27 protein-coding genes and 4 tRNA genes are annotated in these 25407 nt (G+C 67.5%); 6 read left to right on the forward strand and 25 right to left on the reverse strand.

Annotated features, from left to right (window positions below):
* Position 1: 1 nt before the first annotated feature.
* From LRX76_RS00605 to LRX76_RS00660, 12 genes are all read right to left on the reverse strand, one after another.
* Positions 2 to 454: a hypothetical protein gene (locus LRX76_RS00605; protein ID WP_231800608.1), complete on the reverse strand. Its 453-nt coding sequence runs from the start codon at positions 452 to 454 to the stop codon at positions 2 to 4.
* A 10-nt stretch (positions 455 to 464) separates the two neighbouring features.
* A complete protein-coding gene (locus LRX76_RS00610; RefSeq protein WP_231800620.1) occupies positions 465 to 1472 on the reverse strand; it encodes a phage tail tube protein in 1008 nt (335 codons plus the stop codon).
* A gap of 116 nt (positions 1473 to 1588) precedes the next feature.
* Positions 1589 to 2092, reverse strand: coding sequence for a hypothetical protein (locus tag LRX76_RS00615; protein ID WP_231800622.1), 504 nt, complete (start codon positions 2090 to 2092; stop codon positions 1589 to 1591).
* A complete protein-coding gene (locus tag LRX76_RS00620; protein ID WP_231800624.1) occupies positions 2089 to 2526 on the reverse strand; it encodes a hypothetical protein in 438 nt (145 codons plus the stop codon). The genes LRX76_RS00615 and LRX76_RS00620 overlap by 4 nt, the downstream gene beginning before the upstream one ends.
* Positions 2523 to 2993, reverse strand: coding sequence for a hypothetical protein (locus LRX76_RS00625; protein WP_231800626.1), 471 nt, complete (start codon positions 2991 to 2993; stop codon positions 2523 to 2525). The genes LRX76_RS00620 and LRX76_RS00625 overlap by 4 nt, the downstream gene beginning before the upstream one ends.
* A 35-nt stretch (positions 2994 to 3028) precedes the next feature.
* Positions 3029 to 4117 (reverse strand): hypothetical protein, encoded by a 1089-nt coding sequence (locus tag LRX76_RS00630; protein ID WP_231800628.1) that lies wholly within the window; start codon positions 4115 to 4117, stop codon positions 3029 to 3031.
* Between the two features lie 34 nt (positions 4118 to 4151).
* Positions 4152 to 4505: a DUF2190 family protein gene (locus LRX76_RS00635; protein ID WP_231800630.1), complete on the reverse strand. Its 354-nt coding sequence runs from the start codon at positions 4503 to 4505 to the stop codon at positions 4152 to 4154.
* A 29-nt stretch (positions 4506 to 4534) separates the two neighbouring features.
* A complete protein-coding gene (locus tag LRX76_RS00640; protein WP_231800632.1) occupies positions 4535 to 5635 on the reverse strand; it encodes a hypothetical protein in 1101 nt (366 codons plus the stop codon).
* A gap of 2 nt (positions 5636 to 5637) precedes the next feature.
* On the reverse strand, positions 5638 to 5955 hold the full coding sequence (locus LRX76_RS00645; protein ID WP_231800635.1) for a hypothetical protein: 318 nt from the start codon (positions 5953 to 5955) through the stop codon (positions 5638 to 5640).
* Between the two features lie 99 nt (positions 5956 to 6054).
* Positions 6055 to 8205 carry a hypothetical protein gene (locus LRX76_RS00650; protein ID WP_231800636.1) on the reverse strand — a complete coding sequence of 717 codons (2151 nt, stop codon included), beginning with the start codon at positions 8203 to 8205 and terminating at the stop codon, positions 6055 to 6057.
* Positions 8202 to 8750 carry an HNH endonuclease gene (locus tag LRX76_RS00655; protein ID WP_231800637.1) on the reverse strand — a complete coding sequence of 183 codons (549 nt, stop codon included), beginning with the start codon at positions 8748 to 8750 and terminating at the stop codon, positions 8202 to 8204. Before LRX76_RS00655 ends, LRX76_RS00650 begins: the two co-directional genes overlap by 4 nt.
* A 316-nt stretch (positions 8751 to 9066) precedes the next feature.
* Complete coding sequence (locus tag LRX76_RS00660) at positions 9067 to 9663, reverse strand: JAB domain-containing protein (protein ID WP_231800638.1); 597 nt, start codon at positions 9661 to 9663, stop codon at positions 9067 to 9069.
* Positions 9664 to 9963: 300 nt separating this feature from the next.
* Here LRX76_RS00660 and LRX76_RS00665 point away from each other — a divergent pair, with 300 nt between their 5' ends.
* Entirely contained in the window at positions 9964 to 10386 is a 423-nt protein-coding gene (locus LRX76_RS00665) for a hypothetical protein (protein WP_231800639.1), read from the forward strand.
* A gap of 11 nt (positions 10387 to 10397) precedes the next feature.
* Here the strand turns inward: LRX76_RS00665 and LRX76_RS00670 are convergent, their stop codons facing one another.
* From LRX76_RS00670 to LRX76_RS00690, 5 genes are all read right to left on the reverse strand, one after another.
* Positions 10398 to 12275, reverse strand: coding sequence for a hypothetical protein (locus tag LRX76_RS00670; RefSeq protein ID WP_231800642.1), 1878 nt, complete (start codon positions 12273 to 12275; stop codon positions 10398 to 10400).
* Complete coding sequence (locus LRX76_RS00675) at positions 12275 to 12991, reverse strand: hypothetical protein (RefSeq protein WP_231800645.1); 717 nt, start codon at positions 12989 to 12991, stop codon at positions 12275 to 12277. Before LRX76_RS00675 ends, LRX76_RS00670 begins: the two co-directional genes overlap by 1 nt.
* 9 nt (positions 12992 to 13000) lie before the next feature.
* Positions 13001 to 13381, reverse strand: coding sequence for a hypothetical protein (locus LRX76_RS00680; protein WP_231800648.1), 381 nt, complete (start codon positions 13379 to 13381; stop codon positions 13001 to 13003).
* Positions 13374 to 14519, reverse strand: a complete 1146-nt coding sequence (locus tag LRX76_RS00685) for a tyrosine-type recombinase/integrase (protein WP_231800652.1) — start codon at positions 14517 to 14519, stop codon at positions 13374 to 13376. Before LRX76_RS00685 ends, LRX76_RS00680 begins: the two co-directional genes overlap by 8 nt.
* Before the next feature lie 337 nt (positions 14520 to 14856).
* Complete coding sequence (locus LRX76_RS00690; RefSeq protein ID WP_231800653.1) at positions 14857 to 15957, reverse strand: DUF1376 domain-containing protein; 1101 nt, start codon at positions 15955 to 15957, stop codon at positions 14857 to 14859.
* Positions 15958 to 16602: 645 nt separating this feature from the next.
* Between LRX76_RS00690 and LRX76_RS00695 the strand changes: the two genes are divergently transcribed.
* The 5 genes from LRX76_RS00695 (at position 16603) to LRX76_RS00715 (ending at position 18593) form a co-directional block, all read left to right on the forward strand.
* Positions 16603 to 16678: transfer RNA gene (locus LRX76_RS00695), tRNA-Ala, on the forward strand.
* A gap of 45 nt (positions 16679 to 16723) precedes the next feature.
* Positions 16724 to 16799: transfer RNA gene (locus LRX76_RS00700), tRNA-Glu, on the forward strand.
* 60 nt (positions 16800 to 16859) lie between these two features.
* Positions 16860 to 16935 (forward strand) — tRNA-Ala (locus LRX76_RS00705).
* A gap of 48 nt (positions 16936 to 16983) precedes the next feature.
* Positions 16984 to 17059 (forward strand) — tRNA-Glu (locus LRX76_RS00710).
* 34 nt (positions 17060 to 17093) lie between these two features.
* Entirely contained in the window at positions 17094 to 18593 is a 1500-nt protein-coding gene (locus LRX76_RS00715) for a hypothetical protein (RefSeq protein ID WP_231800654.1), read from the forward strand.
* Positions 18594 to 18747: 154 nt separating this feature from the next.
* Here the strand turns inward: LRX76_RS00715 and LRX76_RS00720 are convergent, their stop codons facing one another.
* The 8 genes from LRX76_RS00720 to LRX76_RS00755 form a co-directional block, all read right to left on the reverse strand.
* A complete protein-coding gene (locus LRX76_RS00720; RefSeq protein ID WP_231800657.1) occupies positions 18748 to 19026 on the reverse strand; it encodes a hypothetical protein in 279 nt (92 codons plus the stop codon).
* Entirely contained in the window at positions 19023 to 19262 is a 240-nt protein-coding gene (locus LRX76_RS00725) for a hypothetical protein (protein ID WP_231800659.1), read from the reverse strand. The genes LRX76_RS00720 and LRX76_RS00725 overlap by 4 nt, the downstream gene beginning before the upstream one ends.
* Positions 19255 to 21048, reverse strand: coding sequence for a DNA cytosine methyltransferase (locus tag LRX76_RS00730; RefSeq protein ID WP_231800661.1), 1794 nt, complete (start codon positions 21046 to 21048; stop codon positions 19255 to 19257). The genes LRX76_RS00725 and LRX76_RS00730 overlap by 8 nt, the downstream gene beginning before the upstream one ends.
* The gene (locus tag LRX76_RS00735) at positions 21041 to 21289 is read right to left on the reverse strand and encodes a hypothetical protein (protein WP_231800663.1); all 249 of its coding nucleotides are present in this window, start codon (positions 21287 to 21289) and stop codon (positions 21041 to 21043) included. Before LRX76_RS00735 ends, LRX76_RS00730 begins: the two co-directional genes overlap by 8 nt.
* A complete protein-coding gene (locus tag LRX76_RS00740; protein WP_231800665.1) occupies positions 21279 to 21875 on the reverse strand; it encodes a hypothetical protein in 597 nt (198 codons plus the stop codon). Before LRX76_RS00740 ends, LRX76_RS00735 begins: the two co-directional genes overlap by 11 nt.
* The gene (locus LRX76_RS00745; protein WP_231800668.1) at positions 21868 to 22254 is read right to left on the reverse strand and encodes a hypothetical protein; all 387 of its coding nucleotides are present in this window, start codon (positions 22252 to 22254) and stop codon (positions 21868 to 21870) included. Before LRX76_RS00745 ends, LRX76_RS00740 begins: the two co-directional genes overlap by 8 nt.
* A 70-nt stretch (positions 22255 to 22324) precedes the next feature.
* The gene (locus LRX76_RS00750) at positions 22325 to 22564 is read right to left on the reverse strand and encodes a hypothetical protein (protein WP_231800670.1); all 240 of its coding nucleotides are present in this window, start codon (positions 22562 to 22564) and stop codon (positions 22325 to 22327) included.
* Between the two features lie 58 nt (positions 22565 to 22622).
* Complete coding sequence (locus LRX76_RS00755; RefSeq protein WP_231800672.1) at positions 22623 to 25337, reverse strand: toprim domain-containing protein; 2715 nt, start codon at positions 25335 to 25337, stop codon at positions 22623 to 22625.
* Positions 25338 to 25407 lie beyond the last annotated feature (70 nt).

Raw genomic sequence — 25407 nt, forward strand, 5'->3', positions numbered from 1 at the left:
TTCAGGCCTGGACCCGCGCCGGCGATCCACCGGGCCCAGGCTGTGAGTTTTTTGCCACTCCCTCGCGGCTGGCCTGGAAGTAGGCCTGGCGGATGGGCTTGAACAAGTGATCGAAACCGAGCAGCGCCTCGAAGCGGTCGGGCGAGAACTCGAGCGGCTCGCCGGCCGTGGTTTCGAATCCCTTCCAGCCATGCACACGCTCGGCCAGCAACGTCGCATCGCCGTCCTCGGTGTCGGCCACGCTGTCGAACACCCGCATCAACTCTTCCACGCTCTTGACCGCCGGTGCGTCCTGTACAAGGCGCGCGCCCGTGCGCTCGGTAATCCGCCGCTCGCGCGCGCGCAGTTCCTTGCGCGTCATCAGCGTCATCAGCAGGTGGACCGTGGCGGTCTCCTCGCCTTGCGGCAGCTCCACCGGCACCCACTCGCGGCCCAGGTCGGCAAATCGGAACATGCGTTTCTCCTTAGACGATGGCGCGCGGCGACTTGAGCGTGACGCTCACGGCCACTTCCTGGCCGCCCAGGCGGTAGGCACGCCAGCTGAAGTTCTGCTTGAGCCCGCGCGGGCCGGTGACGCCCGGCGTGGGCGCCAGGAACTTGCTCAGCGGGATGTCGAACACCAGTTGTTCGTTGCCGGCGGTGCCGGCGCCGGTGCCGCGGGTGAAGGTGAGCCGCAGCGCCAGCGATTCGTCGGCCTCGGCCTTGATCAGCAGCGCGGGGGTGTCGAACTGGGCCACGCCCTCGCCGGTGATCTGCGCGGTGCCCTCGGGCAAGTCGTGGCGCACGCCGCCATCGTTGAGGCAGTACAGGTCGGTATCGAGGTCGTTGTTCCAGTTCATCGTGGTCGATTCCACGCAGACCTCGGTGTCGCCGTTGTCCAGCAGCAGCGACAGGCCGGCCAGGCCGAACGCGGCATGGCCATAGTCGGCCGGCGTTGCATCCATCGGCGCGGCCGGCAGCGAGCGCTTGCTTGCGCCACGCAGGTTGAAGGTGACCTGCTGGTAGGGCGAGGTGGTGGCGAAGGCGAACGCGGCCGACTCGATGCGCACGTCGGTGTTGCGCACGTAGCGCCCGGGCGTGGCGATGCGCGAGGTGAAATCGCGCTCGATCGCCTGCGCCACCGGCATGGGCTGCTCGGCGGAGACGCGAAAAACATGCTGGTACGGCCCGGGCGCTTCCTCCGTGCCCAGGTCGGTGGTCGCCGGCACGCCGATCAGGTGCTTGAGCCAGAAGGCGATGCTGGTGCCCAGCGTGACCACGGCCGAGCCGGAGGCATCGCGGCGGCCTTCCTCGCCCTCCAGCTCGCCGCGGAAGCCGCCGCCGAGGGTGGCGTCCTGCTCGATGGTCTGGTTGTCGTTGAAGTCCAGCGTCTGGACATAGAGCACCTCGGCGGCAGGTTCCGCCGGCAAGGCGCGCAGGGCGGTCTGCGTCAGGCCGGTGATCTTGGTGAGGGCGCCAGTAGCCTGTGCCATGGGTTACTCCTGCAGGTGCGGATGTTGGGTGCCGGCGCCCTGCCCGTCCGCTGGGGCGGCGGGAGGTGCGGTGTCGGGCAGGTGGCCGGCATGGAAGGTTCCACGGGGAGCACGCATCACGCCGGCCCCCGCTCGATGTCGTAGTGGACGCGCACGACGAACTGCGCCACATGGGTGGGGTGGCGAACGCCGCGGTCGTTGTCGGTGCGTGCCAGGTAGGCCCAGGTGCAGGTTTCGTCCAGCGAGGGGTTGCGCAGCATCAGGCGCACCAGCGCCGGGTGCACGCCATCGGTCTGCGCCACCGACGTGTCGTAGTCCTGCTGGTGCCACACCAGGGCCAGCAGGATCTCGCCCACCCAGCCTTGGCAGTGGCTGCCGATGGTCAGGCCGGCGCTGTCGCCGTCGATGGTGCCGGCACCGCCGCCCTGCTGGTCGCCGGCATCGTCGTGCCAGCACGGGTATTTCTCCTGCGGCACCTGCTCGAAGCGGCGGTTGCCGGGCAGCACCTGCGGCACGGCCGGCTTGCCGGTGGTGCCGAGGTTGAGCGCGGCGATGTCGGCGGTGAACTGCGGATCTTCCAGCAGCAGCCGATGCAGCGCGGCGCGGGCGTCGGCGATCATGCGCCACCTCCGGCCAGCATCGCGCCCCAGTCGGCCGCGCCCAGCCAGCGGTGCTCCCACGCGGCATGAGCGGCGTCGATGTCCACCGCATCCAGCGCATCGGAGAAGTACGGCCGCGCGGGGATCGGGGTCGCGCGCGGGTTGCCGTAGGGCCGGAAACCATCATGCAACGGGCGCGCATACTCGGACGCATTGAAGACGATAGCCGAGCCGGCCCGTGTCTCCACGCCGAATGCGCCGAAGAACTTCCCGGTGCGCACCGGGATCGGGTAGGCGCCGGCCGGCGCGCTGTTCGGACCCTGCGCGCGTTTGAGCGCCTCGGTCTCGGCCTGCATCGCAAGATGCCGCACCAGCCAGTCGCGGCTGGGCGTGATCGCCGTTTCCGCTGAGCCCAGCACGCGCTGCACGTCGGCCGCGTTGATCGTCAGGTTCATCCGCATGCCAGCCCCCTGGGCTTCCACGGCCCGGTGACGGCAACGGCAAAGCCCAGCGCGCTGCCGGCGGGCTGGTCGGGGTCGATCGCCAGGGCCATCTGCTCCTCGGCGCAGGCCATCGCGCGTTCGGCTGCGTCCAGGAACTGCTCGCGGTCGCGGTAGGCCAGCGCCTCCAGCGAGCTGACGGCGTTGGCGTCGATGAAGGCCGCTCGGCGCTTCCACAGTTGCGCGCTGGCCCAGCACAGTTCTGCGGCGCGCAGGTACTCGCCGGCGGGCGTGTCCACGTCCACGGCGTCATAGCGCCCGCCGAAACGGCCGCGCGACCACTGCTCGGCGCGCGCAATCACGCGATCGAGGTAGCCGCCCGCCCCGTCCCAGCTCTGCGCGCCCTCGCCGTCCGGCGTACCGAACTGCGCCGCGCGGAAGCCGGCGTCGGTGATGTCCTGGATGCTGATCTTCGCCGCCATGGCCGTGGCGGCCCGTCGCCGGGCCGCCCCTCCCGTTAGGCCGGGAACAGCACGCGACGCACCTGCGTGGCGTCCGCGACGGCCGCGTTGTACTGCATGGTGCCCACCCAGTCTTGGGCGCGCTTGTAGATGTCGCGCTCTTTCTCGATCTGCAGGTCCAGCCACACGCCGCGTGCGACCTTACGCTGCGGCAGCACCAGGTAGTAACCCGCGTCATCGGCGGCGACGTAGGTGGTGGCGATCACGCCGGCCACGGTGACCGCCAGCGGGATGCCGTTCTGGTAGCCGATGATCAGGCTGCCCTGGGTGGCCTCCAGCATGCGCAGGATGTAGCCGCGCTTCTCCGGGCTGGTGATGATCCACAGCGGCGTGCTGGCGCTGACGCCGGTGCCGCTGGTGAGCTGGCTGCGGTAGATGTATGCTGCCGCCGCGTTGAGCGTCTCGGTGCCCAGGTCATCGCCAGCGATGTGGGGGAAGTTGATCCCGGTCCCCAGGCTGGTGATCAGCCCATAGTGCTGCTCGGCTTGGTGCATCCAGGACTTGGCGCGGAATTCGGTGATGATCTCCTCGACCTTCCACCACTTGTTGTAGCGCAGCCAGTCGTCCAGCACGCCCGCACCAGCCGAGTAGGTCACGAACTTGACAGGCACCTCGGTTTCCTGCGGCAGACGCCAGATCTCGGTCTTCTCGCCAGGGGCGCGCTGCTTGAAGGTGATGCCGAAGCTGCCGGACACGATCTCGAACGTGTCCTGGTTGCCACCGCGCATGTCCACCAGACGGTACAGGTTGGTCCAGCCGGTATCGAGGTCCTGCATGCCGGTGTGGAACCACTGGTCGATGCGCGCGGCCACGTCGCTGGAGATAGGCGTGTCTGCCGGCGTGGCGTACTTGGCGCGCAGCGCGGCCTTGATGCTGTCCTGCGACCACAGCGGGCGCTCGGGCGAGGCCGGCGCCTGCTTGATCAGGGTGACGATGGGGCTGTTGGCGGACTTGCCGCCGTGCAGATCCAGGTACATGCCCGGCAGCGCCAGCTCCAGGTCCACGGCCTGGGCCAGCGCCTTGAGCTGCTGTTCGCTGCGGTTCGGCAGCTTGGCGAGGTTGTTGTATTTGGCGACGGCGGTCATGGCAATGGGGTCCTTTGGATCGGGCGGTCTTGGATCAGGCGGTGGTGTAGGCGTCGAAGGCCACCAGCGGGCTGACGGCGGCGGCGGCGGCCTTGGGCTGCAGCGCGTGGCCGAACAGCGCGTTGCCCTCGGCCGTCTTGGTGAGCACGCCGCCGGCGGCATCCCAGTACAGGGCGTCGTTGACGCCCCAGGCCACGCCGGTCTCGGCCGGGGCGTTGTCCACCTCGGTCTCGTAGGCATAGGCGTTGTGCTCGTTGGCCGCGGCGGTGTTGAGCGGGATCAGCAGCTTGCCGCCGATGGCGATCGGCACGCGCACGGTGGTGGCGGCGGTATGGGCAAAGCCGACGGTCTTGACCAGTTCGCTCGGGCTGGCGATGTTCAGGGACATGCTCGTGTGCTCCTACAGGTGGACGGCGCTCAGGCGAGCGCCGGGTTGTCGGCGAGGGCAGCCTTGGAGGCGTCGGTTTCCGGCGCATCGGCCGCACGCGAGCCGCCGCTGGTGCCGGGCATGCGCCCGCCCTTGATCAGCGCGGTGTCGGCACGCTTTGCGCGGGCCTGCAGGCGCTCCAGCGGGTCGCCCATGTAGATGGCCTTGGCGGCGGCCACGGACTCGTCGTCGTCGCCGCACAGCCCGACCTGGCGCTCGGCCGCGACCACCTTGTCCACCAGTTCCTCGCGGTAGGCCGCGGCGGCCTTCACCGAGGCGGCCAGTTCGTCGGGCTTGTCCAGCAGGTGGGCGTGATCGCCCAGGGCCTTGCGGGCTGCCTGCATGATGCCGTGCGACGGCTCGGCGGCCGCCAGCTTGGTGGTCAGGTCGGTGACCTGATCGGTGGCGTCCTTCAGCTTCTTTTCGATGTCCACGTTCGATTCCTCGCGTTCGTTGTCGCGTTCGTTGTCGCGTCGTGCGCCCTTGACGGCGCGGGCGCCCGGCTGCGCGCCGAGCCATACCAGTGAGCCCTCGAGGGCTTCACCCGGGCCGGTCAGGCGCCAGGCGTTGAGTTCGTTGCCCTGCTCGTCCACCAGCCGTTCGCGGTCCTTGACCGTGCTGCCGATGGACACATCGCCCACCACGCCGGCATCGATCTCGGCCAGCAGGTCGGCATTGCCGGCGGTGCGCACCAGATAGGCCGAGGCCATCAGCACCACGGCGGTTGCTGCACCCGGCGGAAATTTCAGGTCGGGTTCGCGCAGCAGCGTGCGAGCCTCGTCCAGCGACATGCGGTCCAGCTGCGCCGCGAACCAGCGGCCCTTGCCCGGGCCGCCATCGCCGTCCCAACTGGTGGGGTGCTTGATGAAAAGCCCCTTGCCCGGCAGCGTGCGCGCGTAGTCGGCCAGCAGTGCTTCGTCGAAGCATTCGCGGTCGCGGTCGATGGCGTTGTGCGCCAGCGCGAAGGTGCGCACGTAGAGTTGCTCGGCCGGCAGATCCGCCAGGGTGTACTGGCGGATCTGCGCCAACTGCTCGGCCGACGGATCGCCCGCCGACTTGATGCGCAATTGCAGCGTCTTGGTGCGCTCCATGCTCACTTGGTGCGCACGCCCCCGGCGGGCTTGATGTTGTGCCGTCGCCATTCGGCCTGCGGGATAGTCAGGCCGCCGGCATAGTCCTCGCGCTGCCAGTCGGGCGTGTTGGCGGACGCAGGCTTGGCAACTGCTGCGGGGTTGGTGGCGCGCGCCGCTAGGGCCTTGTCGATGGCTTCCAGCACCGTCTTGCGATTGCTGCTGCCGGCCTCCAGTTCGCGCAGCGCGGCCAGCTCATCCGCCGGCAACTCGCCCACCTGCTCGATCACCTCGGCGGCGGTCAGGTTCTGGATTTCGCTGAGCTTGGTGTCTTCGGGCATTTCCTGCTCCACGCATGCCGGCGGACGCGCCGGGCTTGTGCGGGAGCTAGGATTCAGGCGGGTGGTGTTCCACGTCTACCAGAGTGTGATACATCATCGCTACATCGCGGCGCGCACGCTGCACCGGCAGTTCGGATGCGTATCGCGCATCGGCCGCGGTGCGCTCTCGTCGGCAAGACTGTACGGCCCGGCTGCGGCCAGTCCGCTGCAGATCGGGCAGGCATCGGTGGCGGTGGCGATGTCGTACATCTCGTAGCCGTTGGCGCGGTACATCTCCTGCTTTCCCCGCGCCTGCGCATCGACGATCTCCGACCGTGCCAGCCGTTCCCAGTTGTAGTCTCCGGCATCGAACCGCTCGCGCAGCGCGGCGGCGACGGCCAGCGGGTTCTGCCCGTCGAACTGGCCCGACGCCAGCGCGCTGACGATGTCGGTGCTGTACTCGCGGATCATGCCGTTGCGCACCAGTGTCAGGCCCTGGTTGCGCAGGCCGGTGTTCACGCGCGTGCGGGCGGCGGCGATGGCCTGCTGCACGCGCGCGTCGCCGAAGTCGGTGGCGATCTCGATGCCGGCATTGGCCGTGCCGCGGTCGTAGCTGCGCATCGAGCCGGACAGCAATCGGGACGCCATGCCGGTGACGCGCGTCTGCCCGCGCAGTAGCAGGTCAGCCAGTTGCGCCATGTCGAAGACGAATTCGCTGATCGCCGCCGCGGTGGCCGTCAGGCCCAGCGCGGTCAGCACTTCCTCGCGCAGTTCGTGCCAGCTTCGCACCAGGCCGGATTGCGTCTGCTGCTCGATGCGCGGCAGTTCCAGGTCATCCTCGGCCCAGGGTTCGCCTTCGTCTTCATCTTCGCCGGCGGCCTTGGCATGGTGATGGGTGTGGCTGGCATGCGCAGTGCGCGGGCGTGCCGTGCGCATCACGTTGTCCAGCCCGGCCGGCCGCTCGGCATTGTCGGCCGCGCCGGCGGCGGTGTTGCCGCGCACCAGCGCCGCCTGCGCCAGCAGGAACTCGGCCTGGGCGCGCTTGACCTGGTCGGTCAGCGACGGCAGGCGCTGCACCACGTCCCAGTCGCCCGGCTTCCAGGTGCGGCCGCGGGCGCGCAGCATGGCCTCGATCGGCCGCCGCAGGCCAGGCACACGCCGCGCGAATCGGGTCTTGGAATCCTGCAGCACCAGCTCGGACTGCGGCTCGGCGATGCCGGCGGCCTGAGCCCAACTGACGCCCAGCATCCACGCCGGGATGCCGAAGGCGGCCACCAGTTGCTCGATCATGTGCTTAGCCGGCAACTCGATCTGCAGCGCCTCGCTGACCGCACCGATCACCTCGATGGCGATGGTATCGTTCATGCCCACGCCGGTGGCAAGATCGACGCTCAGGCCCTTGCCCTTGCTCTCCATCGCCCGGCCCAGGTCGCCCACGATCTGCTCGGCGCGCTTCTGCGCCATCTCGCTGGTGATCTTGCTGGACTTGGTGGCGAAACTGACGTGGAAGCTCGGGTCGCCGAAGCGGCTCCACACCTGCCCGGTCGCGTTCTGCATGCGCAGCAGGATCTGCGTGACGAAGGGGATGCTGCGCAGCACGGACGTGCCGTAGGGGTTGTCCGCCTCCGGACGGTTCACGGCGATCACCAGTTGCTCGGGCTCCAGCTCAACGTAGCCCACTTCCAGCAGCATGCTGGCGCCGATGCTGGCGCGCACGCGTCCCTGCAGGATCGCCTCCACGTTGGATAGCCCGTCCGGCCGGCGGTCGCCGCAGGTGTTGGGCGCGCGGTAGAACACCCGCATGCGGTCGCGCTCGCGCACGAAGGCGGTGCCCTTGCTGTCGGCCACGCGCAGGCCGATGACGTCGCGCCCGCGGCTGTCGAACACCATTTCGGCAATGCCATGCCCCTGCTCCATCAGTTCTTCTCCCTGGCAGGCATACATGGCCTGGTAACCGCATTCCAGGTCGTTGACCGGGACATTGCGCATCCATTCCTCGATCTCGGCTACCAACCTGTCGTTGCCGCCCTCCACGGCCAGGATGCCGTCCAGTGTCACCAGACGGCCGATGCCGGCATCAAGCATCGGCATGGCCTCCTTGAGCGCCTCGTACAGCCATGGCGATACCGTACGCGGCTGCCAGGCGCCGATGGTGTCCTGCCACAGCCCCATGGCCTGCACGTCGCGCGTGCTGGCCGCGATGCCGCCCCTCTGATTTCGGGTGGGGTCGGTGGACTTGGCGCGGAACCAGCTTCGAGGATTGAGGTTCATGGGTGAAATTCCTGGTAGATATGGTTCCAACGCAGCCCTTTAATAATTCTTATCACTTGCGTTTTTCCTATGCCAAATTTGACTGCCAAATCCGACAAGGAAACTCCATTTTTTGATAGTTCGTGCAATCTCCTGACATCGCCCTCTTTCAATTTAGCCTGAGGATGTTCCTCCCCTAAGAGTCGAATCGGCGAGCGCAGTCCAAGCTTGTAAGCATGACGGATATTTTTAGATTCAGTCACCCATTCCAGATTACTAAAACTATTGTGAGCCTTAATACCATCTATGTGATTGACATCAAATCCCGCAGAATCTGCCCTTGGCATGAAGGCTAGAAGCACAACACGATGCACGCGGACCGGCGCTCTTTTCCCCGCCCACTTCCAGTTGCAGATGAAATACCCATTAGCGTCACAACGCTGCGCCACCACAACCCGGCGGCCACGGCCACGCCAATCCTCGTTGTAGACCGCGCCGGTACAAGTGACACTGTATTTACCAGCAGCCAGTGCTGCGACTATCATTTCATCATTAAATGCCGTCATATCACGGCTCCAAGCTTGGCTGTATTATTTTGCCGAGGCGTCTCCATGCCCATGCCGAGAGCAGCAACCAACCCGGAAAGCATGGAAGCTGGGCAGCGCCGCGTCAGGTTCGACTGGAGATCGGCAACGGCCAGCAGATCGCCGGGGAGGCGCGGCTGGCAGTCGGAGCAAAGCCCGTAGACCATGCGGCTGCCAGGACCAAATGGCTCGTAGGCGCCAGTGCCAAGCCGCTCATGCCTCGGCACGATGCGACCGCAGCAATCGCACTGGCGGGTGTGCACAGCGCCCTTGCCGCGGCTCGGAGACGCGCGCCGGCTCATGCCCCGGCTCCTTGTGCCGCGAGCCGATTGCGGCGGCGCGTCTCCGCGCCCTTGCGAGCGGCTTCCATCTGTCGCTGCTTGCGGTCGTTCCACCGTCGCATGCCGTCCAGCGGGCCGGGCGTTGCGCGCAGGTCATTCGCAATCGACACCGCGCCGCGGGCGGCAACCACGATGTGGTCCTGTAGATCTACACCGATCGTCGCCAGCATGTCGCGCAGCGAGTAGGTGACGGCGATGTCGATCCTGCTGGGCGTCGGATCGCCCGATGGGTGATTGTGGGCCACGATCACGCTGCAGGCGTTGTCCATCAACGCGCAGCGCGCTACCTCGCGGTTACTCACGTCGCAGGTACTGGCCGTGCCGACGCTGAGTGTGTGGACGCCGATCAGGCGCAACTTGGCGTCGAGCGTGGCGCAGGCGAAGTGTTCGCGGTCGCGGCCCGCCAGCATCAGCCGGAAGTAGTCACGCGCCACGTCGGGGGAATTCAACAGCGGCTGCTCGGCGCGGGCAGACCAGCGCTGCTCCAGAATGCTGGCTGCGCGGTAAAGGACTTTGTCTTCGCGCACGCGGCGCAGATCGGCATGGTCAGTCATGCGGAACTCCTTCGGTAAGTTGGAGTCCGTCACCGCGCTGCTAAACGAGGTGGCGGACGGTGCGCGGTTAGCAGACCGGCCGAAGGACCGGCACGCCTTGCGGCGTCCGCACACCGCCCGCCATGAAGCGGGCACAAAAAAACGCCGGTCATGGGCGGCGCTGGTGCGCCTTCGGATCGGGCTGCTAAACCCGACAGCGGAATTGGCCGCTGCGGACGTAAAACTAATCCCGATTCCCCAGGAACGCAAGTACCCTACGGCTGGGCGACTTGCCGCCCGATGGAGTCCAAGGGGGACCCGATGCTTCGTTTGATCCTGGCGGCGTGCCTGGTATTGGCTCTTGCCGGCTGCATCAGCATGCCGACGCAGTACAGGGGCGCGACGCGCGCCGAACAACACACGGAAATCGCATACGACGACGCCTACCGCATCATCGCTAAGCAGATGACGGCATGCTATCGGGTGATCGGCATCTGGGGGAATGGCTATGAGATTCAGGCGGACCTTGACACCACCAAGCGCCAGGGGATTGTCGAGTTGTACAAGATCGGCCTGATGGGAACCGCCAAGGACGGCGACAACATCACCCGCAAGGTGACGATCACAGCGACCGAGAGCGGCGCATACATCATCGTGGATGGACACAAGGACCGATACGTTTTCGTCAACAGCAGCGCGATCACCCAATGGCTGGGCGGCTCGACAGCCTGTTACAGCAGATAGTTCCCGCAAGCTCACGCCGCGCTCCTCTGCACGATGCTGCTGGCGAACACATCGACGCCCAGGCCTTCGTCCTGCAGAGAGCGCAGGCGGCGCAACATCTGCTGGCGGCGGGAATCGGGAATGTGGTCGTCCTGTTTGCTGTAGATGGGCCACTTCGCGCCTTCGCGGGCGGTCTGGGTGGCCATGGCGTTGAGCACGTCGGTGTCGTAGGGCATGGCGTAGCCGCCAGCCTGCAGGCGCGCCGTGATGCACTGCGTGGCCCAGTGCTTGGCCGGCGCGGTGAGCGTGCGGATCTCGCCGGTGCGCTTGTCCTCCTCCTGCAGCGCCTGGCCGTCCTCGCCGATGCACTCCACCGACTGCTGGAAATGGAAGCCCACCAGCCGGTCCTCGAAGCCGCACTCGGCAAAGCGGTCCACGCTGATCAGGTCCTTCACCACCGTGGTGCCGGCGCTGCCCAGGTCGGCCCCCCAGAACGGCAGCCGCCCGAACAGCCCGTCCAGCGCGGCGATCAGCTCCTCCTGCAGGTGGTAGGGGAAGCCGACAGCCTTGATGCGTACCTGGTCGCGCAGCTCGTGGCCCACTTCCTCGCTGAGCACGATCTCGGTTGGGTCGTTGCGCTCGCCGAGGTCGGCGCCGGCCCAGAACACGCCCTGTGCCGCACCCTGCACGTACGGCCGCAGGATCTCGAGCATCGCGGTCCGCCGGCCCTCGTCGCTGCCCTTGAGCAGCGGGCGCAGCGCCTGCGCATCGTCGTACAGGGTGCGGTAGCTGCCGATCTTGCGCCCGGACTCCATCGCCAGATCCACCGCGGCGACTTCCACATGCAGCAGATCGGCCTCGTGGTCGGCGTGCAGCTTGATGACGCGGTACTCGGGCCGGTCGAGCACGTTGGGCAGCAGAATGCCCCAGGGCCATACGGGGTTCTCGGCCTGGCCGTGTTCGCCCAGCACGTTGCGCTGGTATCCCGGCGTGTTGCGGCCGCCGAAGCGGCGCAGCATGTCGGCCTCGCGCTCGGGCGACCAGAACGGCGCCGGCTTCATAGTCTGCTGCCAGCGGAACAGGCGGTAGCCCCGCTTGGTGGGCGGCAAGCTCTCCACCGCGGTCTGCGTGAGGCGGAAATACTCGCTGCCGCGGTCGCCGTCGGGAACGGAGTAGACGCGCGCTCGGCAGCCCGGCTTCAGGGCACGCCAGTATTCACTGAAAATCACCTTGTTCTTGACCTTGGCGGCCTCGTCGAACAGGCCGAAGGCATTGACATGGACGCCACGGAAAGCCTCGCCATCATGTCCGCCCGGGCGGTAGTAGGCCCGCGCGATGCTGGGCCTGTCCGGGCGCACCGGATTCGGCGCGAGGAAGCGGTGCATCACGTGCGGCGTCTTCTTCGGCTTGAGCCAGAAATGCTGGATCAGCGTCTTCTGCCCGGCACCATCGGCGACGCCGAACTGTTCCTCCAGCGCCAGGATGATTTCGTCCAGGTGCGTTTGCTGCGGCGCCGCCACCAGCGACCAGGGGTTGGCGATGCGCCCACCGACGGCGGTACAGCCTGCCCAGGCGATCAGCGCGATGATCTCGCGGGTCTTGCCGCACTCGGCTCCGTCCTGATGGACAACATCCTGCATCCACGCGCGCATGCTCGGCCGCTGGTAGTCCCAGAACCGGTACGGCTCGCCGCTGTCCGGCTCGAACAGGAACGTTTCCGCCCAGCGCAGCGGGTCCTCGAAGGTGTACAGCACCAGCGCCTCGTCCACGGTGACGCCGTATCCGCCCCGCTCCAGCACCTTCCAGGCCCATCCACGCTCGGCAAGCCACGCATCGAACTCGTCGATGTCGTAGACGCCGCGGTCCAGCATCTGTGCCTGCAGAACGCCGACGTCCACGCTCTGGCGCATCAGTCGCCGCCGGTCTTAGGCAGCGCCGGCCGCCCGGCGGCGCCGCGCTGGAAGATCCCACCGAGGATGGTCTGCATGGCATCGACCTTCTCGTCGTCCACCTTCGCCTGCGCCTTGGCCTTGGGCGTGACCAGCAACTCGGGCAGGTTGATCCCCAGGCGCTCCAGCGACTTCATCAGCATCTCGTAGCCGGGGTTGGCGATGAACTTGCCCACCACCTCGCTGCCGTCCGCACGCAGGACCAGGCCGCCCTCGCCGTCGATCATCGGCACCGGCACCACCATGCCCTGGCTGGACACCAGCGTGCGCAGCTCGTGCATGAGCTGCAGCGCCGCGGCGACTTCGTTGGCCATGATGCCGTTGATGCCCTCCATGGAGCCGCGCTCCATGGCGTCGATGATGGCGCCGAAGGCCTGCACGTAGACCTGCTTGTCCAGGCAGTTGCCGCCAGGCGACGTCATGCCGTCGTCGACCAGCGAACACGGGTACTTGCTGCAGGTGGTGCGGCAGGGCTTGCCCATGGCGCCGACCAGCGACTGCAGGCCATTGTCGAACGTCGCCAGGTGGACTTTGCTGGTCAACCCGTGCTTCCAGCCGTTGCGACTGCTGCGCGCCTTGCCCTCGGGCGTGCGCGGGCCGGTGGACTTGCGCGCCGCGGCGCGGCGCTGTTCCAGTTCGGCCTCGGTGAGCTTGCGGCGGTGGCGGCTGCGGGTCATGGCGGGGTTTTACCGGTTCGTGATGTCCCACGTCTGGACACACGTGGGACATTTGATAGCGCGGTTTGCCGTCGATCGTGCGATCCCCAGCATCTGCGTGATCTCCCCTATGGCGTACCCATTGGCCCGCATGCTGCGGATCAGGTCATCCCGCTGCTGTCGCCACAACGCACCGAAGAACTGCTCGCGCTTGGCGATGTAGACCCGATCCGGCCCCAGCTCGTCGAGCATGATCGCAAGGGCCTGAGCACCAACCTGCGCGCCCAGTGTCTCGATCAGTCGTCGGCCCAGCGTGCCCAGTGCCCACTTCCCCTCGTACTGCGCCAGCAGCTTGATTTCCAGGTCGGTGACGCGATCGCCCGTCCCGCTGAACGTGATGCCCTCAATCACTGATCACCTCCCCTGCCGCAATACGGGCCCACAGCGGCGTGCCGGTGGGCTTGGTGCCGAGCACGCGGTGCTGGCGGTCTGCGCTTAGCCGCGTGCGGCGGGCGCGCTCGGACACGGCCAGGTAGCGGCGCGTGGTCTCGATGCTCTCGTGGCCCATCAGGGCGCGGATGGTCTCGATGTCGGCGCCTTCGTCGTAGAGCTGTGTGGCGAAGGTGACGCGGAAGCGGTGGATGCCCCAGTCGCGCAGCTTGGCGCGCTTGGCGTGGTGGGCGACCAGCGTCTCGTAGCTGCGCATCGCCAGCGGCTCGCCCCGCGTGGCGGCCGACAGCGAGACGAACACCGCGTCGTGCTCCACCGGGAAACCCAGCGCATCGCGGGCCATCAGCCAATCGCGCAGGGCCGATACCGACGGCCCCTCGAACGGCACGTCGCGCTCCTTCGAGCCCTTGCCACGGATGCGCACCACCCCCGTGCGCGGGGTCAGCTCGAACTGCTCGAGGGTGAGCGTGCATAGCTCCTCGCGGCGCAGGCCGGTGGCCAGCAGCAACAGCAGCGCACAGCGGTCGCGCGTGGCCCGCGGCTCGGGCGATTCGGCGACCGAGCGGAACAGCCCTCGCAGGTGCTCGTCGGTGTACTTGCGGGCGGGCTTGGTCTTCACCCGCGGCCCGCTGAGGTCCGCGGCCGGATTGGTCGGGGCCAGGCCGCGGCTACGGCGCCAATCGTAGAAGTTCCGCAGCGCCTGCACCTGCTGGCGCCGCCAGACCGGCCCATTCCGGCACTCCATCGCCAGCCAGCGCTGCCAGCGGTCGAAGTCGCCGATCCCCGCAACGGCGTAGTCCAGCTCCACCGAGGTCGCCCACCGCAGGAACCGCCCTACGGTGCGGGCATAGGACCGTCCCGTGGTCGAGGGCCGCGATGCGCAGTCGATGACCAGGTGCGCCTGCCACAGCCACAGCTCGGCCAGGGCGCGCGGCACCATGGGATAGACCTCGACCCGCCGCATCACCTCGGCGAACAGCGGCTCGCTCGCCATCAGCGTGGCCCGGTACGCCGGCAGCTGCGGCCCGTTGGGCAGATGCTCCAGCTCGGCCAGCACCGCGGACGGCAGCGGTGCGAGCGGCGCGGCGGCGGCCTTCACAGGCACCTCCCGGCGGCGGCGCCCCCTGGAACCCCCTCCCATTTTTCGAGGCCCCAATAGCTACCGGCGGCGGCGCGCGGCCCCCCCGATTCGAAGGGGGGGTGGCCTGGCCCTCGGCCATCCCCGCCGCCCGTGTTGCGGCCCGACCGAGCCGCCCCAAATGGAATCAATGGCTTACGCCCAACCGCCTCCGGTTCGGAATTCTGAACGAGGCCGCCGCTGCCGCTGACCCCGCCCAGCGGTTCGGGCCATGCACCGCAAGGCTTCCGGGCAAGCCTGAACGGCTGGCAGAAAGGTGTCACAACTGTGATTGCCCGCAATGGTTGGATGAGCGCGATCACGACGCACCGCCCGCCATCTGCGCCAGGTGCCCGGCCAGCTCCTGCCTCGCCTCGAGCAGGCCCTGGAGTTGCCGGTCGGCCTCGTCGGGCTCCAGCCGGTGCAGAACATCGCGGTCATGACGGACCGCGATGATGCGATCGTCGACCTCAGCCAGCGCCTCCCGGGCCTCTGCCACCTCCGGTGGTACAGCCGGTGACGACGGCGTGGCCGCGTCTTTGCCCTCCGCATCCCGCTTCATCCCCGCCGCCCGCTCGACGACGTAGGCCAGAGGCTTGCCGGTCTTGCCTACTGCTGCAGCTTGGATGTTCTTGGCGCTGAGCCCTGCAGCGGCTGCCTGTGCCAGTAGCGGATGCCCATCAGCGCAATCGCTCCAGCCCATCGCACGCAGCACGCGCGCCATGTCGGCTGCCACCCTCTGGAACTTGTCAGCGCTCGTATTGTTGGAAGAGCTAGAAGCTTTAAAGCTCCCTGTCCCTGTCCCTGTCCCTGTCCCTGTCTTAGCCGTGACCAGGGCGTGACCTGTCACAGTGCCCTGTTTGTGACCTGTCACAGTGACTTTCCTGTGACGCTTTGGCTTGCTTGGGGTTTGCTCCTCAGCGGAGGCCACAAGCTCGCGCAACTTCCCCGTTGGCGTGTTGTAAGGGAGAACGTGCCCCAATGCCCGAAGTTTGGCGAACATGGCCTTGCGATCACGGCGCTCGATCTCCTTCCGCGCCTTGTCGTTGGCCTTCATTTCGCGGAAATCCAACCGCTCAGCCCAGGCCTCAAGCGCCTTCTCGGCGATGACCGGGTGATACATACGGCCGTCATTGCACCTGACGAAACCGCGCATAGCCCCTGCTTTTATGCGCGCCCACGCCCGAAGTTGCCCCGGATATCCGGCGTAAGCGGCCAGAACTTTGTCGTTGTCGGGCAAGCTAGCCGCCGGAAACTGATTCCAGCTGGCGCACCACAGGAGGATGCCGGCACGGAACTCCTCCGGGCTGGACTCGATGGCAAAGCCGCTATCCCTAAGCCGCGTAACGTCTAGAGGCATGAAAGGCATGCCTCGCAGGTCCACCTCGGGGGGCACGAGAGGTTCGGGAAGTGACGTCATGCGCGCCTCCACGAAACCATCGTTTCGGGCGCGACCTGTCGCGGCGTTGTATGGTCCGACGTGTGGTCGGCTGGGGCATGTGTGCCCTGAGTGTTCGGCAAGATCACGTGGCGAGTTCCTCGCCTGGCGTCTCCCGGATCGAAGCGCAGGAAGTTATTGGCTTCCCTGATAGATCAAAGGCTTAGTGCGTAAGCCAATGTATATTATGTCAGGAATCAGGCGCGGCGGCGCGGCGCGGCGGCTGCTGTGGGTCTGGCTGTGGATCAAGTCTTGCCTCTCCCAGCGAACCCCTTCTTGCCAACACGGAAAAAGTTGGCAAGCCATCAGAGCCACTACACCCGAGCCTATATCCGATACGGCTTGTTCGATCGCCGGTCGCCGGTCGTTGGTGCCATCGTTCTCGGGCAACCATGATGGTGCACGGCAGCCGCGGTGACAATTGTTCCCCGCCGCTCTCCGCCAGAATTCCGCCATCTGCTCCATTTCGCCAATGCCTTGCTCGAGGCGACTGTCGCCGTACCAGCGCGCCATGCAACGAACAATGTCGCATCGGGATGTCCACATGCATGCATCTCCCGAGGACTTTGTCGAAAAAGCTTGCGTGCCCCGAAGGCCATCGCTATTATTCCGCTCCTCCCGCCGCGTGGGGCCATAGCTCAGCTGGGAGAGCGCTTGCATGGCATGCAAGAGGTCGCCGGTTCGATCCCGGCTGGCTCCACCAACTTTCCGGGCATTAGGCCTGCCAGGAAGGGGAACAAGTTAAAGCGTCCCCATCGTCTAGAGGCCTAGGACACCACCCTTTCACGGTGGCGACCGGGGTTCGAATCCCCGTGGGGACGCCATTGATGAAGCTCCGCTCGTCGGAGCTTTTGAGTAAAACAAGGCAGTACATCCCATCGTGTGGGGCCATAGCTCAGCTGGGAGAGCGCTTGCATGGCATGCAAGAGGTCGCCGGTTCGATCCCGGCTGGCTCCACCAACTTTCCAGGCGCCTGGCCGGCCTGGGCAAGTTGCCGCAACTTGAAGCGTCCCCATCGTCTAGAGGCCTAGGACATCACCCTTTCACGGTGGCGACCGGGGTTCGAATCCCCGTGGGGACGCCAACTTAACCCCCGTCTCGGGGGCGGCGACGCGGTAGTGAACCGCGCCGCTCATGGTTCGAGGGTCCACCTCGATCCGCTCGACGACGGAAGCAACAACGGGCCGGAGCACATCGCTCCGGCCCGCTTCTTTTGCCTCGGCCGAGATCTCGGCCAGCAGGCGCGCCACGTCGGCCACGCCCACCTTCTCTACCCACCCTGCCCGCTCGGCCTCGGCTTCCAGCCGCTGCAGCTCGCGCTGCTTGCCGGCGCGGTCGCGCTCCAGGTCGTCGATCTTGCGCAGGGCCGGTGCCGGGTCGGCCAGGTCGGCGGCCATGTCCAGCATGCGGCTGATCTTCCCGCCGATGGCCTCGATCTCGGCCGCCAGCTGCCGGCGCGTGGTCGGGGCGCTGTCGCTGGCCAGCGCCGCCCGGGTCGCATGCACCAGCGCCGGCGCGAACGCCGGCGAGGTGATGTCGGTCAGCACCTGGTCCAGCACCTGCGCGTCGATCGTGGCCCGCGAGATCGATCGGCTACCGCAGCGGTAGCGGTCGGCCTCGACCCACCACTTCTTGCCATCCGGGTCGAACAGCAGGCCGCCAAGCAGCGCGCCGGAGTGGCGATCGCGCTGGCGCACGCCGGTGGCCGTCCGCGTAGCCGCCTGCGCCTCCAGGCGCCCCAGCAACCGTTCGGCCGCCTCATCGTCGATCAGGGCGGCGTGCGTGTTGCGTTGGATCACCCATTCGCTGCGCGGCCGGCGCTTGCTGCCGCCCACGTAGCTGCTGCCCTGGCGCTCGGCGTGTACGTTCCAGACGGTGTGCCCGGCATAGGTCAGGGCATTCCATTCCAGGCTGATCAGGGTGGTGTCGGGCACGGTCAGCCTGGCCAGCATCTTGGCGCGCTGCCGCGGCACCTCGGCCGCGCGGTCGCGCAGGTATTGGCCGATGGCCATCGCTGTCTTCGGATCCGGCTCCAGCACCGACTTGGTGACCACCTCGCCCTCGCGCACGGCGCCGGTGGCTACCTTGCGCAGCATGTAGCCGGTCGGCGCGCGGCCACCGGCGCGAAAGCCGGCGCGCACGTTCTCGCCCATGCCCGCCAAGCCCTTCTGCTTGCTGGAGATGCTGTGGTACTCGTCCCAGGCCACCAGCATCGACTTCAGCATCATCTCGGTGAGCGGATCGACGTCCGGCAGGGTCTTGTAGACGACGGCCACGCCGTTGTTCTTGCAGTCGATCTCCTCGAACATCAGCGAGATCACGCGCCGGCGCGACAGGCGCGAGGTGTCGTGCAGCAGCACGGTGTCCCAGCCACGCGCCGGGTTGCGCACCGCGGCCAGCAGCCGCTGGAAGCCGGGGCGGTCGGCATCCTTGCCGCTCTCCACCGCATCGACGAATTCCTCAGCGACGGCAAGGCCGCGCGAGGCGGCCAGTTCATGCAAGGCCCGGCGCTGGGCGTCGGGCGAAACGTCCTTGCGGTCCTTGCTGGAACGCAGGTAGAGCGCGGCGGCTCGCTTCATTGCGACGGCTGTTTGTTCCCGTTGGGAAATCGAGTGTAACCCCCTGTCCGACCGGCCGTAATTTCCGATTTAACCCCCGACTCGACGGCCCGTTCCTGCTTCAATCGCTCTGCCAGCAGCGGCCCCAGGGCCGCCGCCAGCAGTCGTGCATCAGGAGAGTTCGCCGCGCGCAGGGTCAGCGGGCGGCGCTTGGTCATAGGAGCGTTTTGCCGGCTCCCTGCAGGCGCAGCGGCAGCTGCAGCACGGTGGCCACCGGCCTGGCCGGCGGCCGAGGCGTGCGGATCCGGTTGATCCGCTTCCACTCCAGCAGGGCGTCCTCGAACGTGGCGTGCTTGGCCGTGCTGCAGCAACGGCATTCCACCAGGTGGCCACCGCCGGCGGACTGCCGGCGGAGGTCGTGGATGTGTCGCGGTGCGTGGCCCTGCCGGCAAGGCGGAAGGGGCGTGTCGTGGTCAATCTGGCGCTGGGTCATATGTGGCCTCCCGGCGCATCTGGCATGCGATCGACTATCGTGCGTACGGCCTCCACAACCTCGTCGATCTCGAACTCCGGGCGGACTCGGTCGCCAAGTGCCGCGCGGATCTGGTGGATGCCGGTTTCCCAACGATCCTTGCGCACGATCTTCCCGTCACCGCGGAACTCGTAGTCGGCCGGATCGGCGTCGCGGAACTCCGGCATACGGAAGTCGCGTTCCGTTACCTCACGCATGGGCCACCTCCCCCGGCAGGGACATGGCCACCGCCACGTCGCGCACCCAGATCGGCATGCTGGACAGCGCGAAGGTCTGGCCGGTCCAGGCCAGCAGCAGGGTGCGGCCCATCTCCTCGGCGATCGCGCGCGCCGCCGCTGGTGGCACCGCATTGCCGATACGCTCGCGCCAGGCCTGGTCGGACAGGCCGTCCAGCTCGAACTTCTCTTCCGGGTCGACCAGCGACTGCAGCGCGGCAAGCTCCAGCGTGGTGAAGGGCCGGTGCCACGTGCCGTCGAGGCTGGTAATGCGGCAGACCAGGTTCTCGCGCTCGCCGGGCAGGCGCGGGTCGGCGACCGACCAGCGGCCGTTGTCGTGGCCCGCCGCGGCGCTGACCGCGCCGCTGGTGCCGTTCCATGGCACCACGCCATAGTGGCCGTTGGTGACGTAGGCGTCGCCGGCCTGGCGCTGGTTGGCCGGGCGCGGATCGGCCACGGCATAGGCGCCCTGGCCGGTGTCGCTGCGCGCGATCACCGTGCCGGCCGGCTCGCCGTAGCCGGTCACCCGGTACTTGCCGGCGCCCTCGAAGCCGCCGGCGGCACGGATGTCCTGCACGCACTGTCCGGTGCCGTGCGCGCTGGTGACGGCGCCGGCCGCGCCGGCCCACGGCACGATGCGGAACTCGTTGTTGTGCTTGGCTGGGCCGCCATGGCGAGGATCCGCGATCGAGAACGTGCCCTGCCCGGGCGACTTCACGCCGATCACCGCGCCGGCGGTGTCCGCCATTCGCATCACGCCGAACTGCTGGTACTGCGCGGCGCCGGCGGCAGGGCGCATGTCGGCCACGCTGAAAGCGCCATTGCTGGGCAGGCTTTCGCCAGCGACGGTGCCGGACGGGTCCTCCCAGCGGCGGACGCCGAGGAAGCCGCCGCGACGCTCCGGCACGATCAGGTAATCGCGCAGCATGCCGTCCTCGATGGCCAGCCGGTTGAGGCTGCGCCAGTCGCTGCCGGCTTCGACGAACGCCAGCCTTACCCAGGTCTTCCACTGCAGCGCCGGCACGCGGTGCATCGGCCCGGCGCGCTCCACGTCGCCGGCCAGCGGCATGCGGCCCAGCACGTCGCCCACGGCGCGCAGCGGCCGCTTCACCGGCTCGTACAGGAACGGGGGCACCTTCTCGGCGTGGCGGGACACCATCAGGAAGCGCTTGCGGCTCTGCGCCAGGTTGCCCAACTCGCCGCAGTCGTGCGTCGTCTCGGCTACGTGGTAGCCGTAGGCACGGAACAGCGCGGTGATCCGGTCCAGCAGATGCCGGCCGCGGGTCATGATCCGCGGCACGTTCTCGAAAACGAACAGCTCGACCGGATCGTCCTTGTAGGCCTCCAAGCACAGCATCACGCCGCGCTCGGTCAGGCGGTTCAGGGCGACGTACTTGTCCGTGCGGCTCTTGCTCTCGGCCATGAGGCCGGAGAAGCCCTTGCACGGCGCCGACAAGAACACGATGTGCGGCCGCTCGCCCCCGAAGGCGCGGTGGATGTCGGTCGTGGTCGCCTCGCGCCAGCCCGCTGGCGGCTCGCAGCCGTGGAAGGCGCGGTACTGGTCGCGGTCAAACAGGTCCAGCAGCGTGCCGGGCACGCCGGCGATGCGGCCGAAGTCGGCCACCGCTGCCGGATCCACGTCGATGCCGCCGAGGCAGCGGAAGCGGCCGCGCGCGGTGCCGATGTCGGGTCGGGCATCGTTGAAGCCCTTGGAACCTGCGCCGATGCCGGCGAACAAGGCGCCGTGGAGGATCTCGAACTCAGCCATGGGCCACCTCCCGCTCCGCTGTGTCCATGGCGGCCTGCAGCGAGTCGAAGCCGCCCACCACGCGGCGGTTGTTGTACTTGCCGCCGGTGTTGACCACCTCGCCGAGGACGAAGCGATCGCGGCCGAAGCCGTGCGTGCAGGTGATGCTGAAGCGGTCCTTCGGCTGTTCGCTGTCGATGTACCAGCCGTTGGATGTGAGAACCTTCGGCCCCCAAGTGACCGGTGCGGTATCAGCGTGCATGGTCAGCCTCCTGCGCACGTACGGCGGCGGCTTTGGCGGCTTCCAGCTGGGTAATGACCATGCGAGCAAACTCCCCCAGGAACATCGCGTCGGCCCGGTTGCCGCCCGTGGCGCGGATCCGCGAGGCAATCAGCCGCAGGAGGTCGCGGCCCTGGAACGTCATCCAGGGCGCCGGCGACAACTGGGTCTCAAGGAAACCCGCATCGCTGGCATTGGCCGTGCCCTGCCCCGCGCGCACGGCGATGTCTTCCGTGCGTTCGAGGACTCCCTGCAGCAGGGCGCTGCGCAGGCGAGCGGCATCCAGTGCCACCGCCGCTTGCTTGGGCGTGGGGACCGGCTCCAGCAATTGGGCCAGCAGCCTCTCGCGCTCGTTGGCCCGGGTTCGGCCCTCCCCTTCCAGCCCGGCGGCGGTGATGCCATCGAACCAGCGTGCCTTCGTGGCGTCATCCATCGCATTCAGGGCCAGGCGGATGATCCGGTGCGCCTTCTCCAACTCGCGCACCGACTCCAGCATGCCCTCGCCGACGATGCCGAAGGCCCTTGCAACCTGTGAGGCATGCACGGTGATCTGCAGGGTCTCAGCCATGGCCCACCTCCTGCACCGCCTTAGCGACGGTCTCCGGGCTGGCCTTCTTGCCGGGGAGCATGTTGGCCACGCTGAAGGGGAAGTCGATGCCATCGACGAACTCGGCCAGCTCGCGGCTGATGTGATCCTCGGTGTCGATGAACTGGCCGCCTTGCTGGGAGCACACCCAGCCCTTGCCGGGGCCGGTGCGGCGCGTCCACTCGCGCTGTTCGGTGCGCTTGCCGCCCATGTCCAGCACGGCGGTGAAGGTGACCACGTTGTGGGTGACGTGGATCTGCACCAGCGCGCTGCAATCGGGCTGGCGGGCCAGGTCCAGGCCGGCAATGGCCGGCGTCGAATCGGGGGTTGCGGCCTGCGCCGCGGGAACGGTGGCTTGCATGGTTCTCTCCTTGCGGTGGGAAAGACCTGCGCGCTGTTGGCGCAACGCGCAGGCCCGGGGGGAAGCGGAATCAGTGGCGCGCAGCGCGCTCTTCCGCCTCGGTTTCGGCGATGGCGTGGACCACGTCGCTCAAGGTCATCGAGGCCAACAGGTGCTTGGCGGCCAGCCGCGCCAGCAGGGTCTGCCACTTGGCGTGATTCCAGGTGGTGGTGGCGTGGGCGATCGAGTTGAGCGCGAAGGCCAGGTAACGGGCGGTCTTGGCGTCCACCGGCGGTGTGGAGTTGCTGGGCGGTACGGTCGTGGCGGGCATGGTTCTCTCCGTTGGTGGGAGGCCCGCCCGGTGTTGGCGCACCGGGCGGGCCGGTGGGTCATTTGTTCTGGAACACCCAGCACTTCACCGTGCGCGGAATGCGCGCGTCGCCGAAGCCGTTGGGGTCGTGCGCGGTGAACAGCGCGCTGGCCACGGCGTGGTTGGCCTTGAGCAGCTTGTGGCGGCGGCTGTTGGGCAGCAGGTCGCGCAGCACGTTGAGGTCGGCGATGCGCTGGTTGTGCTCGATCGCCTTCTTCTGGAAGTGGTTCAGGTTGATGGCGATCAGCGCCGGGTCGCGGGCATGGTTGACCACCGGACCATCGGCCGTGGATTGCAGGTAGTCGAACACCTCCCAGAACTCCACCACCTGCGGGTGGTCGGCGTTCATCGCCTGCTGGCGCTGCTCGGCCATGTGCGCCAGCGCCACGCGCGTGGCGGACACGATCTCCTGCGGCACATCGACCACCAGCAGCAGGCAGTCCAGCAGGGCCAGCATCTGCGCGTGGTTCTTGATGATGCGCTCCATGCGCAGGCTGGGCTGGCGGCGCAGCACGTCCTCGTAGTGCCGCACCTGCGTGGCGAAGGTTTCCATCACCCTGCCCTCGGCTCGGATGGCCTTGAACAGGAAATGGCTCACCTGCTCCACCGCCACCTGGTTGAGGTTGTCGGCCGCGATGCGGCTCTCGGTGGTCACGGTCGGCTGCACGAAGTGCAGCTTCACGATGCGCGACAGGATCGCCGCGCTGGCATCCACCGCCGCGTTCTGGCTGATGATGATGCTGCCGCGAAACGGCGGCTCGTAGGTCTCGTTGCCGCCGTTCTTCACGCCGCGCGTGCCCAGCAGGCCGCCGCCGAAGAAGTCCTTCAGCTCATCCCAGTCGAAGCTCTTGGCATGCGCCTTGTCCGGCGTGTCGCGGTCGCTCTCCAGCAGCACCACCGGCATGTTGCTGATCTGGCCCATTGCCCGGCTGCGGCCCGCACGCGTGGACTTGTTCGGGTCGAAGCCCTCGTAGTCCTGCCGGCCCAGCAGCTTCCACAGGAAGGTCAGCAGCGTGGTCTTGCCGGCGCCGGCCTCGCCCGTCGCCTCCAGGAACGGGAAGCTCTTGTGCGCCGCACGCACCTGCTCGGCGAACAGGCTGCCGAAGTAGAACGCCAGCGCCACCATGCCGTTGGTGCCGAAGGCCGTCCACAGCCACTGCACCCACTGGGTGTTGAACTCCTCCGCGTCGCGGTTGACCGTCAGGCCGATGCTCTTCTGGGTGGTCTTGAGCCGCAGGCGGCCCAGCTCGAAGTACTCCTCGGGGTTGGCGTCCACCACCTCGCCATCGCGCACCGCGAAGTCGTTGAACACGTAGGCCTTGTGGTCGCGGGAATAACCGACGAAATCCACCGTTTCCACGGTCTTGATCTCGTACAGCTGCTTGCCCATGATCGCCTTCAGCTGGCGGGCGCTGCCCTCCCACATGGCGCCCGGTGCAAAGCTGATCAGCCGCGCCTCGAACTCGCCGGCGCTGATCGTCTGCTTGCCGGTGAAGGTGTTCTTGACGCTCGGCCCATCGTGCGGGAAATCGACGCGGAAGTAGTACCAGCTCTCGTCGGTCAGCGGGTTCTTCTGGAAGTACAGCGCCTCGAACCTGCAGTTGGCGATCTCTTCCACGCTGCTGCAGTTGCCCACCAGCTTGTCCCGGGCGTCGTCGTCGAAATCGTCTTCGTCGTTGGCCTTGAGAAATTCGCTTTTCTGCTTCTCGAAGGCCTGCGCGTTGATGGCGAACCAGTACATCCGGTTCTTGAAGTCGAAGTGGAAGCCATAGTCGCCCGTGTGCCGGTAGATCAACATGGCCTTGTCCTTGGGCGACCTGGCCAGCAGCAGCGCGCCCTGGTAGCGCGCCGCATCGATGTCGCGCTGCCACTGCCTGGCGGCGTCCTCGGCATCGGCAATGGCGTGGCTGCGCAGGTGCAGGTCGTTCCAGTCCACCTTCTTGCCGCTGGACGGCTGCGGGATCAGCGCCGCCTTGCAGGGAAAGCCCAGCTTGCGCGCCTTGGCGATGTGCTTGACGGCGAAGCCGCGGCCGGCGTTGTCGTTGTCCAGGCCGAACACCAGCGTGGGCAGGTTGCCGGCGCGCAGGCTGGCCAGCTCCTTCAGACTGTCCTCGGGGTAGTGGTTGGACGACAGCAGCGCCGCCGCGTCCGTGCCGTGCTGCATCAGCGCTACGGCGTCGAAGATGCCTTCCACCAGCCACAGTTCCCCGGCTTCCACCATGCGCTGCTTGGTCGGCGGCGCCATCCACCACCGGCCCAGGTAGCTGTCCCCGGGCTTGAAGCGCGCCTTCTGCTTGCCGAACCGGTGCGGCCGGTCGATCAGGCGTTCCCAGTAGCCGCCCTTGTCCAGCGCAAAGCGCACCGTCGCCGTGCCCTGGTTGCTGGCCCGGTCGAAAAAGTTCTCCTGCTGGTACCAGCCCTTCAGCGGCTTCAGATCGAAGCCGCGGTTGAACTGCAGGTAGGCATCGGCCGCCGCGTTGGGCTTGGCGTCGCTGCGCACGAAGCGCTTGGACCAATCGTCGAAGATGTCCGGGTACAGATCCTTGACCGGGAACTCCTCGCCGCAGTTGTTCAAGCGGCCGCAGCGCAGCACCCACGGATTGGCGGCGCTGGTGTACAGCTCCTTCTTGCCGCAGCTGGGGCAGCGCCCGCCGCGCAGGAACTGCTTGCCAGGCTTGAAGCCGTAGTCCAGGCGGATGCGGTCCTCGACCTGGCGGCGGATGTCCTCATCCATGCCTGGCCACCGCACGATAAGATGCAGCTGTCCCCGGTGCCCGCACCGCTTCCCAGCCTGCTTTTTGGCA

Origin of the sequence: Stenotrophomonas sp. MMGLT7, assembly GCF_021168555.1 — a bacterium.
Taxonomy (GTDB): Bacteria; Pseudomonadota; Gammaproteobacteria; order Xanthomonadales; family Xanthomonadaceae; genus MMGLT7.

Bases quoted from the DNA above. Each gene is read 5' to 3' on its own strand.
- LRX76_RS00745 (WP_231800668.1), bottom strand. From the start codon at position 22,254: ATGCAAGCCACCGTTCCCGCGGCGCAGGCCGCAACCCCCGATTCGACG.
- LRX76_RS00655 (WP_231800637.1), bottom strand. From the start codon at position 8,750: ATGACGGCATTTAATGATGAAATGATAGTCGCAGCACTGGCTGCTGGT.
- LRX76_RS00675 (WP_231800645.1), bottom strand. From the start codon at position 12,991: ATGACCCGCAGCCGCCACCGCCGCAAGCTCACCGAGGCCGAACTGGAA.
- LRX76_RS00755 (WP_231800672.1), bottom strand. From the start codon at position 25,337: ATGGATGAGGACATCCGCCGCCAGGTCGAGGACCGCATCCGCCTGGAC.
- LRX76_RS00615 (WP_231800622.1), bottom strand. From the start codon at position 2,092: ATGATCGCCGACGCCCGCGCCGCGCTGCATCGGCTGCTGCTGGAAGAT.
- LRX76_RS00735 (WP_231800663.1), bottom strand. From the start codon at position 21,289: ATGCACGCTGATACCGCACCGGTCACTTGGGGGCCGAAGGTTCTCACA.
- LRX76_RS00670 (WP_231800642.1), bottom strand. From the start codon at position 12,275: ATGCGCCAGAGCGTGGACGTCGGCGTTCTGCAGGCACAGATGCTGGAC.
- LRX76_RS00660 (WP_231800638.1), bottom strand. From the start codon at position 9,663: ATGACTGACCATGCCGATCTGCGCCGCGTGCGCGAAGACAAAGTCCTT.
- LRX76_RS00665 (WP_231800639.1), top strand. From the start codon at position 9,964: ATGCTTCGTTTGATCCTGGCGGCGTGCCTGGTATTGGCTCTTGCCGGC.
- LRX76_RS00725 (WP_231800659.1), bottom strand. From the start codon at position 19,262: ATGCGTGAGGTAACGGAACGCGACTTCCGTATGCCGGAGTTCCGCGAC.
- LRX76_RS00690 (WP_231800653.1), bottom strand. From the start codon at position 15,957: ATGACGTCACTTCCCGAACCTCTCGTGCCCCCCGAGGTGGACCTGCGA.
- LRX76_RS00730 (WP_231800661.1), bottom strand. From the start codon at position 21,048: ATGGCTGAGTTCGAGATCCTCCACGGCGCCTTGTTCGCCGGCATCGGC.
- LRX76_RS00605 (WP_231800608.1), bottom strand. From the start codon at position 454: ATGTTCCGATTTGCCGACCTGGGCCGCGAGTGGGTGCCGGTGGAGCTG.
- LRX76_RS00620 (WP_231800624.1), bottom strand. From the start codon at position 2,526: ATGAACCTGACGATCAACGCGGCCGACGTGCAGCGCGTGCTGGGCTCA.
- LRX76_RS00610 (WP_231800620.1), bottom strand. From the start codon at position 1,472: ATGGCACAGGCTACTGGCGCCCTCACCAAGATCACCGGCCTGACGCAG.
- LRX76_RS00635 (WP_231800630.1), bottom strand. From the start codon at position 4,505: ATGTCCCTGAACATCGCCAGCCCGAGCGAACTGGTCAAGACCGTCGGC.
- LRX76_RS00630 (WP_231800628.1), bottom strand. From the start codon at position 4,117: ATGACCGCCGTCGCCAAATACAACAACCTCGCCAAGCTGCCGAACCGC.
- LRX76_RS00640 (WP_231800632.1), bottom strand. From the start codon at position 5,635: ATGGAGCGCACCAAGACGCTGCAATTGCGCATCAAGTCGGCGGGCGAT.
- LRX76_RS00625 (WP_231800626.1), bottom strand. From the start codon at position 2,993: ATGGCGGCGAAGATCAGCATCCAGGACATCACCGACGCCGGCTTCCGC.
- LRX76_RS00750 (WP_231800670.1), bottom strand. From the start codon at position 22,564: ATGCCCGCCACGACCGTACCGCCCAGCAACTCCACACCGCCGGTGGAC.
- LRX76_RS00720 (WP_231800657.1), bottom strand. From the start codon at position 19,026: ATGACCCAGCGCCAGATTGACCACGACACGCCCCTTCCGCCTTGCCGG.
- LRX76_RS00645 (WP_231800635.1), bottom strand. From the start codon at position 5,955: ATGCCCGAAGACACCAAGCTCAGCGAAATCCAGAACCTGACCGCCGCC.
- LRX76_RS00650 (WP_231800636.1), bottom strand. From the start codon at position 8,205: ATGAACCTCAATCCTCGAAGCTGGTTCCGCGCCAAGTCCACCGACCCC.
- LRX76_RS00740 (WP_231800665.1), bottom strand. From the start codon at position 21,875: ATGGCTGAGACCCTGCAGATCACCGTGCATGCCTCACAGGTTGCAAGG.